This window comes from Cobetia sp. 14N.309.X.WAT.E.A4, from assembly GCF_030397495.1.
GTDB classification, from domain to species: Bacteria; Pseudomonadota; Gammaproteobacteria; order Pseudomonadales; family Halomonadaceae; genus Cobetia; species Cobetia marina.
Map to the genome: position 1 here is coordinate 1 of NZ_JAPNXT010000015.1, position 14,287 is coordinate 14,287.

General features: G+C 64.5%; 9 protein-coding genes. 6 read left to right on the top strand and 3 right to left on the bottom strand.

The window, feature by feature from the left end; genetic code table 11:
- Positions 1-243 precede the first annotated feature (243 nt).
- A complete protein-coding gene (gene cysN, locus OW493_RS15855; protein ID WP_084208200.1) occupies positions 244-1,695 on the top strand; it encodes a sulfate adenylyltransferase subunit CysN in 1,452 nt (483 codons plus the stop codon).
- 203 nt (positions 1,696-1,898) lie between these two features.
- Here cysN and OW493_RS15860 read toward each other — a convergent pair whose 3' ends face one another.
- Positions 1,899-3,116, bottom strand: a complete 1,218-nt coding sequence (locus tag OW493_RS15860; protein ID WP_077374267.1) for a globin domain-containing protein — start codon at positions 3,114-3,116, stop codon at positions 1,899-1,901.
- Positions 3,117-3,373: 257 nt separating this feature from the next.
- Here OW493_RS15860 and norR point away from each other — a divergent pair, with 257 nt between their 5' ends.
- Complete coding sequence (gene norR, locus OW493_RS15865) at positions 3,374-5,119, top strand: nitric oxide reductase transcriptional regulator NorR (RefSeq protein ID WP_289864874.1); 1,746 nt, start codon at positions 3,374-3,376, stop codon at positions 5,117-5,119.
- Positions 5,120-5,214: 95 nt separating this feature from the next.
- Here the strand turns inward: norR and cmoB are convergent, their stop codons facing one another.
- Entirely contained in the window at positions 5,215-6,243 is a 1,029-nt protein-coding gene (gene cmoB, locus OW493_RS15870) for a tRNA 5-methoxyuridine(34)/uridine 5-oxyacetic acid(34) synthase CmoB (RefSeq protein ID WP_284729299.1), read from the bottom strand.
- 31 nt (positions 6,244-6,274) lie between these two features.
- On the bottom strand, positions 6,275-7,021 hold the full coding sequence (cmoA, locus tag OW493_RS15875; protein ID WP_176503991.1) for a carboxy-S-adenosyl-L-methionine synthase CmoA: 747 nt from the start codon (positions 7,019-7,021) through the stop codon (positions 6,275-6,277).
- A gap of 204 nt (positions 7,022-7,225) precedes the next feature.
- Between cmoA and pgi the strand changes: the two genes are divergently transcribed.
- The 4 genes from pgi (at position 7,226) to parC (ending at position 14,287) form a co-directional block, all read left to right on the top strand.
- Positions 7,226-8,929, top strand: coding sequence for a glucose-6-phosphate isomerase (gene pgi / locus OW493_RS15880; protein WP_084208205.1), 1,704 nt, complete (start codon positions 7,226-7,228; stop codon positions 8,927-8,929).
- Positions 8,930-9,068: 139 nt separating this feature from the next.
- Positions 9,069-9,815, top strand: coding sequence for a YqiA/YcfP family alpha/beta fold hydrolase (locus OW493_RS15885; RefSeq protein ID WP_084208206.1), 747 nt, complete (start codon positions 9,069-9,071; stop codon positions 9,813-9,815).
- A 154-nt stretch (positions 9,816-9,969) separates the two neighbouring features.
- A complete protein-coding gene (gene parE / locus OW493_RS15890) occupies positions 9,970-11,850 on the top strand; it encodes a DNA topoisomerase IV subunit B (protein WP_289864875.1) in 1,881 nt (626 codons plus the stop codon).
- A gap of 160 nt (positions 11,851-12,010) precedes the next feature.
- A complete protein-coding gene (gene parC, locus OW493_RS15895; protein ID WP_289864876.1) occupies positions 12,011-14,287 on the top strand; it encodes a DNA topoisomerase IV subunit A in 2,277 nt (758 codons plus the stop codon).

The window sequence follows — 14,287 nt, forward strand, 5'->3', positions numbered from 1 at the left end:
GTCGTGCCATCGATCACGATCAGGCAGGCTCCATGGAGAAGAAGAAGCGCGAAGGGTATTTCTAGTCGCCAATTCTCGCTAGGCCCATTGCCTCACGAGGCCCCATCCTGCTGATTCCGCCTCGTGCTTGATGACCTGAACGAACAATTCGCCTGATGAATCGGCTCGCAGCCTCACGAGACACTGGCTCGTGATACTGGCTCGCCAGCTCATCAGGCCCATGACAGCGGCAAGGAGAAGAGTGTGTCCCACGCGTCAGACAAGATTTCCGCGGATATCGAAGCCTATCTGCAAGAACACGAGCGCAAGGACCTGCTGCGCTTCATCACCTGCGGTAGCGTCGATGACGGCAAGTCGACCCTGATCGGTCGTCTGCTGTTCGACTCCAAGCTGATCTATGAAGATCAGCTGGCCTCCATCACCCAGGCCTCCAAGACCAGCGGCACCACCGGTGATGAAGTCGATCTGGCCCTGCTGGTCGATGGCCTGCAGTCCGAGCGTGAGCAGGGCATCACCATCGATGTCGCCTATCGCTTCTTCTCGACCGACAAGCGCAAGTTCATCATCGCCGATACCCCGGGGCATGAGCAGTACACCCGCAACATGGCCACCGGTGCCTCGTCCGCGAGCCTGGCGATCATTCTGATCGATGCGCGCTACGGCGTGCAGACCCAGACCCGTCGTCACAGCTTCATCGCCGACCTGCTGGGTATCCAGCATCTGGTGATCGCGGTCAACAAGATGGATCTGGTCGACTACTCCGAGGCGCGCTTCAACGAGATCGTCGCCGAGTATCAGGAATTCGCCGACAAGTTGAATGCGCCGGATATCCGCTTCGTGCCGATGTCCGCGCTCAAGGGCGACAATGTCGTCAATCGCAGCCCATCACTCGACTGGTACACCGTCGATGGTCAGGCCGGACCGTCGCTGCTGGAGGTGCTGGAAACCGTCGAGCTGACTCGCGATCAGAACCTCAGCGATCTGCGCTTCCCGGTGCAGTACGTCAATCGTCCCAACCTGGATTTCCGTGGCTATTGCGGCACGCTGGCGGCCGGTGTCGTGCGTCCGGGCGACAGCGTCAAGGTGCTGCCGTCCGGCAAGATCTCGACCATCGAGCGCATCGTCACCTTCGATGGCGACCTCGAGATCGCCTATCCGGGCCAGGCCATCACGCTGACGCTTGACGACGAGATCGACATCTCGCGCGGTGACTGGCTGGTGGCGGCAGACGCCGAACTGCCGCTCTCCAATGCGCTGGAAGCGGATGTCGTCTGGATGCACGAGAAGCCGCTGCAACCGGGCCGTCAGTACGATATCAAGCTGGCGACCCGTGATCTGACCGGGCAGGTCAGTGCCATCGACTACCTCTACGACGTCAATACGCTGGAGCATCACGAGGGCGACAGCCTGGCGCTGAACGCCATCGGCCGCGTCCAGCTCGAGCTGACCCAGTCGGTGCCGGTGGACGACTACCGTTCAAGCCCGGGCACCGGCAGCTTCATCGTCATCGATCGTCTGAGCAACGTGACCGTCGGCGCGGGCATGATTCGTGGCGTGGGCCGCTCCGGCACGCAGGCAACCACGCAGCAGACCGATTGGGCCGCGTTTGAAGCCGATCTCAACGCGCTGGTACGCAAGCACTTCCCGCACTGGGAAGCCCGCGACGTGCGTGAGCTGCTGGGCCGTGGCAACTGAGTCTTTGCAACTGAGCCTTGGCAACATGAGTCGCGGTAACGGAGTCGAGCCGGCACGGTCGACTCCGTCGCATGACCCGATAACAACAACGCTGGACACGCGATAACAACACGGCCTGCTAGATATGAAGCCGGAGAACGCAGAAGCCCCCATGGCCGCAAGGCGATGGGGGCTTATTGCATGGTGCGGGTCACGTCAGCGCATCAGGCGGCAGCGGCGTCGATGGCAAGCGGTGTGGAGGGGCCGAAGTGCTCATGATGGCACTGGGTGAGCGGTACGCCGATGCGATTGAGGTGCTGGATCATGCTCTGCATGAAGCCATGCGGACCGATCACGAAGGCCTGCAGGGACTCGGCACTGGCACCTGTCGCGGCAATCTGACGTGCCAGCCAGTCGCGCTCGATGATGCCCAGGTGCGCATGCGTCGGCAGAGTGTCAGCCTTCTCGTAGCAGACCTGATAATGCAGCTGCTCAGGATACTGCGCGACCAGTGATTGCAGCGTGGTGTCGAAGGCATGTACCTCGGGATTGCGGGCCGCATGCAGATAGATCACCTGACGGCCCGCCGCGAGCGCTGCCTCCAGCAGCGAGAGCATCGGTGTCTGGCCGACCCCGGCAGACAGCAGCAGTACCGGGGCCTCGGGGCTCTGGGGCGCGGCATGCTCGAAGGTCAGCTCGCCGGCCGGCGGCAGCAGATCGATCTCGTCACCCACGTTCAGCGCATGCAGATACTGGCTGGACTGGCCGTGGTCTTCACGCTTGACAGAGATACGGCAGAAGCGCTCGTCCGGCGCGTGTGACAGGCTGTAATGACGGTGGATCACGCCCTGCGGCGTCGTCAGGCGCATGCCGATGTACTGGCCCGGCAGGAAGGAGAACATCGGACCTTCCACTGGCGCCAGGTACAGCGAGCGAATCTCGCGGCTCTCGTCCTCCGTGCGCACGATGCGAAAGCGGCGCAGCCCCTGCCAGCCGCCGCGAGTGGCAGCGAAGCTGTCGTAGCGGCCCTGCTCGGCGGCGATCAGCACGGCGGCCAGCTCTCCGTAGAGGGCGCCCCAGGCGTCGGCGATCTCCGGCGTGACGGCGTCTCCCAGCACCTCACCGATGGCGGCCATCAGGCACTCGCCGACGATGGGGTAGTGCTCGGGCAGGATATTGAGCGAGACGTGCTTGCTGACCACGGGCGCGAGCAGGCGGTCCACCGCCTCACGCGAGTGGCGTGCGCCGACATAGGCGAGCACGGCGCCGGCCAGCGCACGGGCCTGACCCCCACTGGCCTGGTGCGTCTGATTGAACAGCGGCTTCACTTCGGGATAGCGCTCGAACATCAGCGGATAGAAGCGCGCGGTAATGGCGTTGAGGTGCTCGGCGACGACGGGAGCGGTGGCGGCGATCAGGTCTTCCTGGGCGTTGGTCAGCATGACGGTACCTCGTGATGAATGTCGCCATGAAGAGAGCAAGGGCCATGCCAACTCGTCAGGCCAGTATCCATGCGTCCCCGAGAGTGGTGATGTGAAAAATACACGACGTGAGAATGTGTCAAGATGACATCTTGCGTGTCATGATGACATCATCTGTCGCCATGACGATGTCTTGCGACACGCCGTCGCGTGAGCAGCGTGCTCATCACCCAGTACCTCGCCCGCCATTTCCGGTTGACTGACGTCAGGAATCCCGCATGCCCGAGACTCCCTTGCCACGCAATGATACGCCCCTTGCCGCCCTGAACGCCTGGCTTGCTGCCTGGTTGACGGAAGAGGAGGGTGGCAAGCGGCGTGCCTTGCCATGGACCCGTCTGCTGGCCGCGATCATGCAGCGTCTGCCCGGTGAGGCCGCGACGCTGATGCGCTATCTGCCGGAGCGTGACGAGTTGCTGCCGCTGGCCACGCATGGGCTACCTGCCGAGGTGCGCGGTCGGCGCTTTGCGTTGTCAGAGCATCCGCGGCTCAAGGCGATTGCCGAGCACACCGGTGTCTATCGCTTCGCGGTGGACAGTGACTTGCCGGACCCCTTCGATGGCCTGCTGGGGGAAGTACATGGGCCGGATCTGCTGGTGCACGACTGTGCGGGTATCGCGCTGCGCGAAGGGGGCAGGTTGCTGGGCGTGATGACCTTCGATGCGCTGACACCCGGCGTGCTGGCCCCGCTGGAAGCGCTGGAGATTCGGCAGATCGGCGATGCCGAGCTGGCAGACGTCCTGGCTCAGGAGTATCAGGAGCATCAGGAGCTTCATGACCTGCTGACGCTGCCCACCTGCTGTCTGGCGCTGGCATCACGGCTTGAGCGTGGGGCCGCTCCGCTGACCGGCATGCCAGCGCTTGCGCCGGGCATGACACCGCAGGCCCAGAGGACCTGTCCGCAGCGCGGGCCAGCGATGGCGAGACTGGAGGCACAGCTGGAAGCGGTGGCCGATACCGACATGACGGTGCTGGTGACGGGCGAGACCGGGGTGGGCAAGGAGGGCGTGGTCCAGCGGTTGCACGATGCGTCGCGTCGCGCCAGTCGGCCTCTGGTGCGCATCAACTGTGCCGCGCTGGCACCGGAACTGGTCGAGAGTGCGCTGTTCGGGCATCGGCGAGGGGCCTTCTCCGGCGCGTCCCATGATCACCGTGGCCATTTCGTGATGGCCGATGGCGGCACCCTGCTGCTGGACGAGATCGGTGAGCTGCCACTGGCGCTGCAGCCCAAGCTGCTGCGGGTGCTGCAGGAAGGTGAATTGCAGCCGCTGGGCAGCGATCGCGTGGTCAGGGTGGACGTGCGCGTCATCGCGGCGACCAATCGTGATCTCGAGGCCGAAGTCGCCGCCGGGCATTTCCGCGAAGATCTCTACCACCGCCTGAGCGTCTATCCGCTCAGGGTACCGCCGCTGCGTGAGCGCGGACGAGCGGATCTGCTGGCGCTGGCGGGAACCTTTCTCGAGCACAACCGCACGCGCCTCGGGCTGGGCAATCTGCGCCTGACGCCGGCGGCGGAGCGTCTGCTGTGTGACTACCCGTGGCCCGGCAACGTGCGTGAGCTGGAGCACTGCCTGAGTCGTGCCGCCCTGCATGCGCGCCTGGCGCAGGGGGCTCATCCGACGCGCCTGCGCGCCGATGGGCGTCAGCTGGTGGTGATCACGCCGGAGTTGCTGGGGCTGGAGGCGAGTGCCGAGGTGGCGCACGAGCAGGCCGGTGGCATTGCCCTCCACGCCGCACAGGAGGGGCATGGCACGATTCAGGCGGGGAGAGCGAACCCGGCGCAGCGTCATGTCCTGCAGGACATCGATGAAGCGCTGGGGCTGCGTGATGCCACCGAGGCGTTTCAGCGCGAGCACATCTCGCGGGTCTGGCTGGCGAGTGATCGCAACTGGGCAGAGGCCGCGCGCAGGCTCAAGGTCGATCGCGGCAATCTGTATCGACAGGCCCGGCGGTTGGGCATCGTGTGAGGCGAGAGACGAAGACGGCGGTGCTCGATGAGCGCCGCCGTCGTGTGTCGTCTGCCCTGGCGCAGACACCGCTGGGAGAGAAGGTGCTGCGCAGATCAGGCGCGCGTGGCGATCAGCACCGCACGCCGTGGTGCCGGATGGCCTTCACGGGTCAGGCGTGGGTCGTCAGGGTCGAGGAAGTCACTCAGCGAGTGATAGGTCATCCAGTCGGTCGAGCGTTGCTCATCCAGCGTGGTCACCGCTTCATCGACGATGCGCACGTCCTTGAAACCGGCGCGCTCACACCAGTGGGCCAGCGCCCGGGAGGACGGCAGGAAGTAGACATTGGGCATGGCGGCGTAGCGCTCGCCGGGCATCAGTACCGTCGTCACGTCACCTTCCACCACCAAGGTCTCTAGCACCAGTTCGCCGCCGGGGCGCAGGGCATCGCGCAGCTGGAAGAGGTGATCCATCGGCGAGGGGCGATGATAGAGCACCCCCATCGAGAACACGGTGTCGAAGGCGGCCATCTTCGCGGGGACGTCCTCGATGCCCACCGGCAGGAAGTGCAGGTTGCGCCCCTGGGGGTGATCCGCGCCGATGAAGTGACGCACGGCATGGAACTGGCAGTAGAAGCGCGGGGAAGGGTCGATCACCAGCGTGAAGGCGGCACCAGCGCCGACCATGCGCCAGCCGTGGTAACCATTGCCGCCCCCGACATCCAGCACGCGACGGTGAGTGAGATCCGACAGATGCGGCGCGAGGCGCTGCCACTTCCAGTCGGAGCGCCATTCGGTATCGATATGGATCTCGTCGAGCTGATAGGGGCCCTTGCGCCACGGCATCATGGCGCGCAGCAGATTCTCGCTCTGGCGTTGCTGCCCCGTGCTCAGGCCTGTCGGAAAGCATGCACCGACACGGTCGGCATCCAGCTGCACCTCGCGCTCGTCAGGTAGCGTCGGCAGCTTCTCCAGTGCCCCATGCCAGGCCTTGAGGTCAGCATGGCGCTTGCGGTCCAGACCCTTGGCCAGTTGCTCGGGCAGGGCGCCCAGCCAGCGGGCGAAGCCGTCACCGACGGCGCCTGGCTCACAGGCAAGCTCGGTGAAGGCGCGGTAAAGATCACGATCGTAGGGGGAAATGCTCATGCGCTGGGTCGGGTCCGTGTAGGCGTAGCGGTCATTCGGCGGCTTTGAAAGCGACCATCGAGGCAAAGTTCAGGTATTGCAGCCAGGTGTGGCTGCGCGCGAAGCCGGCGCGTGCCAGGCGCGCATGGTGAGTGGCGAGACTGTCGGGCTTCATCACGTCCTCCAGCGCTTCGCGTTTCTGCGAGATCTCGAGGTCGGAGTAGCCGTTGGCGCGCTTGAAGTCGTGATAGCGCTCGATCAACCAGGCGTTCTCGACCGGGTCGTCGCTGATGATCTTCTCGGACAGGATCAACACGCCGCCGGGCTCCAGCGCCGCAAACAGCTTGTCGATCACGGCGTCGCGGTCCTGCGGCGGCAGAAACTGCAGGGTGAAGTTGACCACGATCATTCCGGCAGGCTGGTACTCCAGGGTGCGGATATCGGCTTCACTGACGTTGATGCGATGGTCCGGGAAGGCGTCGGCGAGCTCGCGGCTGGCGCGCTCGACCATCGGCCGGGACAGATCGACGGCTTCGATCTCGATGTCCTGGGCCGCCATCTCACGTGCCAGTGCCATGCTGGCAGCCCCCAGCGAGCAGCCCAGATCATAGACGCGTGCGCCAGGGCGCAGGTGGGCGCGGGCCATCAGCCCCAGCATGGCGATGATCTGACCGTACCCCGGCACCGAACGGCGCAGCATGTCCGGGAAGCAGCTGACGACCTGTTCGTCGAAGGAGAAGCTGGCAACACGGTCAAGGGGTGTCGTAAATATCGCGTCACGGTAAGATGCATCACTCATGGATCAAGGCTTCATCGGGCAGAGGGCCTGGGCGACATGCCATTGGCCGGGGAGCGGCTGGGCTGAGTGCCCTGCTGGGCCCGCCATTCTACGCATTCGAGGTGCCTGACGCACCCGCCGCGGCTTACCGATGATGCCTCCATCAACCGATTTCTGACCGGGCCACGCAGGGCCGGTCGCGACACTTCAAGGAGAGAGGTGGCCATGTCCACTCCATCGTCTGCACGTTCTGCCCGCCGTAACAGTCAGGCCTGGCAGGCCCTCGCGCGTCATCATCAGGAGCAGATGGCCGATGTGCACCTGAAGGACCTGTTCGCCGAGGATGCGGCGCAAGGGCGCGATCGAGTGACGACCTTCACCCGTTCTGCCGCGGGCCTGCGCCTGGATCTCTCCAAGCAGCGTCTCAAGCAGGAGACCCTGGAGCTGCTGCTGGAGCTGGCGCGGGAAACCGGTGTCGAGCAGGGCATCAAGCGTCTGCTGGCCGGTGAGCACGTCAATCGCTCGGAAGATCGCCCGGCCCTGCACGCGGCCCTGCGTCTGCCACGCTCAGCAAGTCTCGAGGTGGATGGCGAGGATGTGGTACCTGCCATCCACGAGAGCCTCGAGCGGCTCGCCGAGATGGTCGAGACCTTCCATAGCGGGCAGTGGCGTGGCGCCACCGGCAAGCCGATCACCGATGTGGTCAATCTGGGGGTCGGTGGCTCGGACCTGGGGCCGCTAATGGTCTCGAGCGCGCTGAGCGATTGCCGTCCCAAGGGCGTCCATGAGGTCGGCGTGCACTTCGCCTCGACCATGGATGGCTCACAGCTGGCGGACTACCTGCAGTCCTTCAGTCCGGAAACCACCTTGTTCATCCTGTCGTCCAAGTCATTCTCCACCATCGACACGCTCTCCAATGCGCGCACCGCGCGTGACTGGCTGAAGTCGCGCCTTGACCCGCAAGGCCGTCTGGAAGGACTGATCAATCGCCAGCACTTCATCGGCGCTTCCGCCAAGCCGGAGAAGATGAGCGAGTGGGGCATCGCACCGGAACATCAGCTGCTGTTCTGGGACTGGGTCGGCGGGCGCTACTCGCTGTGGGGCACCATCGGACTGCCCATCGCGCTCAATGTCGGCATGGACAACTTCCGTCGCCTGCTGGCGGGGGCGCATGAGCTGGATGAGCATTTCCGCACCGCACCGCTGGAAGACAATCTGCCGGTATTGCTGGCGCTGGCGGGTATCTGGAACAACAACTTCCTCGATATTCGCGCCCACTCCATCCTGCCCTACGACGGCCGCCTGGAATACTTCGCCAGCTACCTCGAGCAGCTGGAAATGGAATCCAACGGCAAGTCGGTCACCAACGATGGCGAGATGGTCGATTACTCCACCTGCCCGGTGCTGTGGGGCCAGCTGGGCCCGAACGCTCAGCATGCCTTCTATCAGCTGCTGCATCAGGGCACCCAGGCAGTGGAATGTGACTTCATCGCGCCGATGCGTCGCTATGACCACGTCGAGGACGCCGAGACCCGTGCCCACCTCAAGGCGCAGCACCGTCTGACACTGGCCAACTGCTTTGCCCAGTCGCGCGTGCTGATGCTGGGCGATGACGCGATACCGGGTGACGAGGCCCAGCCGAATCACAAGCGTTATCGTGGCAATCAGCCCTCGACCACCCTGCTGCTGGAAGCGCTGACGCCGGAAACCCTGGGGGCCCTGATCGCGCTTTACGAGCAGAAGGTCTTCGTCCAGGCCACCATCTGGGACATCAATCCGTTCGATCAGTGGGGCGTGGAGCTGGGCAAGCAGATCGCCACCGCGACGGAAGCGACCATGACCACGGGAGAAGGCTTCGAGCAGCTGGACGCTTCCAGTCGTGCCTTGATCGAGTCCGTGTGGGCCGCCCAGGGGCAGGACCCGCGCTGACGGGGGATCACGCAGGCGATCATCCTCTGTTGATTTATACAGTATTCTCGCTATCCTATATGGGAATCAATCGTTTACACTAGACACCTTGCCGCGAACCGAGCGTGAGCCGTTCGGTTCGCGCGTGTCGGGAGCGCTGATGAGCCGTCCCCATTACCCTGCGCAGGCAGGCGTTGTCGTTCCTCCGGTCAGGGGCGTGTTGTACCTGCATGGTTTCAACTCGGCCAGTTGCTCGCCCAAGGCGCAGTTGATGAAGCGTGCGGCCGCCGAATTCGGTCTGCCCTGCGTCGCGCCTGACATCCCACCGCAACCCGCTGCCGGGCAGGCGGTGGTGGAGGAGGCCTACCAGGCGCTCTGCGCGCAGTTGGATCTCGACCCGGCTGACCCTGCCTGTGACGACGCCATCGTGGTGATCGGCAGCTCCATGGGTGGCTTTCTGAGCACCTGGCTTGCCGCGCGTGAGGCTGCGCGACTCGATGGACCCCAGGGCTGCGAGCAGAGCGTATGGCGTCAGGGGCCGCGCACGGTATTGATCAACCCAGCCGTGCGCCCGGTCAGGCTCGTCACGGCATGGCTGGGGTCGACCCATGCCAACCCCTATACCGGCGAGTCCTTCACCGTCACCGAAGCATTCGGTCCGGCGCTGGCCGCACTGGAAGCGATCCCCGTCACGCCGCAGCGCACCCTCGTGCTGCTTGCCACGGCGGACGAGACATTGGACGTCAACGATGCCGCAAGCCTCTATCAGGATTGCCGGCTGATCCTCACGCCGGGAGGGGATCATGGATTTGCCAGACTGGCGGAGTACCTGCCTGCCATCATGGCGCATGCCGGCCATCGTCTGGCCCCGTCGCTTGCGACATCCTTCCACGTCGCACCCTGCTAACGTGTCGAGGACGGTTGGGCGTGCGGGCCGGACAGGAAGATGAATCCGTCATCGGATCGTTCGGCCAGCGGCGACTCTCTTCAGAAAATCAGGCAGAGGCATCGCCATCCGTGATGCGTCTGCCGGACGTCAACACCAAGGACACAAGGCTGCGATGAGTCAGTACAGCGCCAGTTCCATCGAGGTTCTCTCCGGCCTCGAACCGGTCCGCAAGCGGCCCGGCATGTATACCGATACCACTCGGCCCAACCACCTGGTCCAGGAAGTCATCGACAACTCCGTCGATGAGGCGCTGGCGGGTCACGCGAAGGAAGTACGCGTGAAGCTGCTGGAAGACGGCAGTATCGAGGTGGCGGATGATGGTCGTGGCATGCCCACTGACATCCACCCCGAGCATGGTGTGACCGGGATCGAGCTGATCCTCACCAAGCTGCACGCGGGGGGCAAGTTCTCCCAGGACAGCTATCGCTTCTCGGGCGGCCTGCACGGCGTGGGGGTCTCGGTGGTCAACGCCCTGTCGACACGCCTTGAGGTGGAAGTCTGCCGTGAGGGTCTGCGTCAGCGCATTGCCTTCGAGAATGGCGAGAAGGTCGAGGAGCTGAGTCAGATCGGTACCGTCGGCAAGCGCAATACCGGCACTCTGGTGCGTTTCTGGCCGGACGAGAGCTACTTCGACAGTCCGCGTCTGGCGATGGCGCGCCTGCGTCACCTGCTGCGCGCCAAGGCGGTATTGTGCCCGGGGCTCAAGGTCGTGCTGACCGAGACGGATGGCAGCGAGACGGCCTGGCATTACGAGGATGGCCTGCGCGACTATCTGCTCGGCGCCACCGATGGTTTCGAGCGACTGCCGGAATCGCCGTTCGTCGGTCATTTCGAGGATGAGGAGCATGGCGTCGACTGGGCCATCCAGTGGCTGCCGGAAGGCGGCGAGCTGGTGCAGGAGCCCTACGTCAATCTGATCCCCACGCCGCTGGGCGGCACCCACGTCAATGGCCTGCGTTCCGGCCTGCTCGAGGCGCTCAAGGAATTCTGTGACTACCGCAGTCTGCTGCCGCGTGGCGTCAAGCTGAGTGCGGATGACCTGTGGGAGCGCGCCGCCTTCGTGCTGTCGGTGAAGATGCTCGATCCACAGTTCGCCGGTCAGACCAAGGAGCGCCTGTCCTCGCGCAGCGTCGCGGCCTTCGTCTCCGGCGTGGTCAAGGACGCCTTCTCGCTGTGGCTCAATCATCATGTCGACCAGGCCGAAGCGCTGGCGGAACTGGTGATCTCGGCGGCCCAGCGCCGTCTGAAGAGCGCCAAGAAGGTCGCGCGCAAGAAGGTCACTTCCGGGCCTGCGCTACCGGGCAAGCTCTCGGACTGCTCAAGCTCCGACCCTGCCGACAGTGAGCTGTTTCTGGTCGAGGGGGACTCGGCTGGCGGCAGCGCCAAGCAGGGTCGCAACCGCGAGACCCAGGCGATCCTGCCGCTGCGCGGCAAGATCCTCAATACCTGGGAAGTCGAGTCGCATGACATCTACTCCTCCCAGGAAGTCCACGACATCGCGGTCGCCATCGGGCTGGACCCGGGCTCGGATGATCTCACCAAGCTGCGCTACCACAAGGTCTGCATCCTGGCGGATGCCGACTCCGATGGCCTGCACATCGCCACGCTGCTGTGCGCGCTGTTCGTGCGGCACTTCCCGGCGCTGGTGGATGCCGGACGCGTCTTCGTCGCCATGCCGCCGCTGTATCGCATCGACCTGGGCAAGGAAGTCCATTACGCCCTGGACGAGAGCGAGAAGGCGCACATCCTCAAGCAGCTCGAGAGCAAGCGTGGCACGCCCAACGTGCAGCGCTTCAAGGGGCTGGGTGAGATGAACCCGCTACAGCTGCGCGAGACCACCATGGCACCGGACACTCGCCGCCTGGTGCAGCTGACGCGCAGTGCGGATGACGGCACCCACGAGATGCTCGACATGCTGCTGGCCAAGAAGCGCGCCAGTGATCGCAAGAGCTGGCTCGAGGACTACGGCAACATGGCCGATATCGAGGTCTGATCATCGGTTGAGCTTTCACAGCCTTTGAACTTCGAAAGCCAACTGGGCTTCGAGAGCAGCTGAACTTCGAAAGCCAGACAAGCTGCGCGACAGCATTCTTTCGGGAGCGCCAGAGTCAGGCGCTCCCCGGTTTTACGCTCGTAATCAAGGTCAAGTGCCCATGAGCATGGATATCCAGGTCGCGGAGGGTGACGTCGAACGTCTGGCCCTGCGTGACTACACCGAAAAGGCGTACCTCGACTACTCGATGTACGTGATTCTCGACCGCGCCCTGCCGCATGTCGGTGATGGCATGAAGCCGGTACAGCGCCGCATCGTCTACGCCATGCGCGAGCTGTCCCTGACGGCCAACGCCAAGTACAAGAAGTCGGCGCGTACCGTCGGCGATGTGCTGGGCAAGTTCCACCCGCATGGTGACAGCGCCTGTTACGAGGCCATGGTGCTGATGGCGCAGCCGTTCAGCTATCGCTATCCGCTGGTGGATGGGCAGGGTAACTGGGGTAGCCAGGATGACCCCAAGTCCTTCGCGGCCATGCGTTACACCGAATCGCGTCTGTCGAAATATTCCGAGGTGCTGCTGTCCGAGCTCTCCCAGGGCACCGTCGACTGGGTGCCCAACTTCGATGGCACCATGAACGAGCCCAAGGTGCTGCCGGCGCGTCTGCCCAATGTGCTGCTCAACGGCACCACCGGCATCGCGGTGGGCATGGCGACCGACATTCCGCCGCACAACGTGCATGAAGTCGTGGCCGCCACACGCCACCTGCTGCGCAACCCGGACTCCGACAGCGATCAGCTGGTGGACTTCCTGCCGGCACCGGATTTCCCCACCGAGGCGGAGATCATCACGCCGCGCACCGACCTCGCCAAGCTCTATCGCACCGGTCGTGGCAGCGTGAAGATGCGCGCCCGCTATGTGCTGGAAGAAGGCGATATCGTGATCACGGCGCTGCCGTATCAGGTCTCGGGCGCCAAGGTGATCGAGCAGATCGCCGCCCAGATGCAGGCCAAGAAGCTGCCGATGGTCGCGGACCTGCGCGATGAGTCCGACCACGAGAACCCGACGCGCCTGCTGATTCAGCCGCGCTCCAATCGGGTCGATATCGAAGGCCTGATGGCGCACCTGTTCGCCACCACGGATCTCGAGAAGAACGCGCGCGTCAACATGAACGTCATCGACCTCAAGGGTCGCCCGCGCGTGATGGCACTGCACGAGATGCTGGCCGAGTGGCTGCGTTATCGTCGTGCCACCGTGCGTCGCCGCCTCGAGCATCGTCTGGCCAAGGTCGAGGATCGTCTGCATATCCTCGAGGGGCTGCTGACGGCTTACCTGAATCTCGACGAGGTGATTCGCATCATCCGCGAGGAGGAAGACCCCAAGGCCAGCCTGATCGAGACCTTCCAGCTTTCCGAGCGTCAGGCCGAGGCGATCCTCGAGCTGCGTCTGCGTCACCTGGCACGTCTTGAAGAGATGAAGCTGCGGGGCGAGCAGGACGAGCTCAAGCGCGAGCGCAAGCACCTCAAGCATCTGCTGGGCAATGACGAGGCCCTGACGGACCTGATCGACAGTGAGCTCGAGCAGGCTGCCACTGACTTCGGCGATGCACGTCGCTCGCCGCTGGTTGAACGCGGCGAGGCCAAGGCGCTGTCGGAAGTCGAGCTGATGGGCGCCGACCCGATCACCGTCGCGCTGTCCGAGAAGGGCTGGATCCGCGCCGCCAAGGGACATGATATCGACCCCGAAGGCCTGTCCTACAAGGCCGGCGACCGCTTCCATCTGGCGGCGCGCGGCAAGACCAATCAGCCGCTGGTGCTGCTGGATGACACCGGGCGCGCCTACACCCTGGCCGCGCACAATCTGCCCAGTGCGCGCGGGCAGGGCGAGCCGATCACCGGGCGCATGAATCCGGCGGCGGGGGCTTCGATGGTCGGGCTGCTGCTCGACGCACCCTCGGCGCGCTATCTGCTGGCCTCCGATGGCGGCTATGGCTTCGTGACCACGCTCGAGCAGCTCACCGGTAAGAACAAGTCCGGCAAGGCGGCGCTGACCTTGCCGCGCGGCTGTGCGGTGCTGCCACCGGTCGAGGTGCCGACAGTGCCGGAGGCTGCCGATGGCACGCCCGCGGCCTTGGAAGTGGCGGTGGTGTCCAACGAAGGGCGCCTGCTGGTCTTCCCGCTCGCCGAGTTGCCGGAAATGTCCAAGGGCAAGGGCAACAAGATGCTGTCGATTCCGGGCGAACGTGCCGCCAATCGTGAGGAATTCGTGCGCTCGCTGGTGGTCGTGCCTGCCGGGGCCACGCTGGTGGTGCACGCCGGCAAGCGCAAGACGCTGCTCAAGGGCGCGGATCTTGACTACTATCGTGGCGAGCGTGGCCGACGCGGCAGCAAGTTGCCCAAGGGCTTCCAGAAGGTCGATCGTCTGGCCGTAGACAGTTGA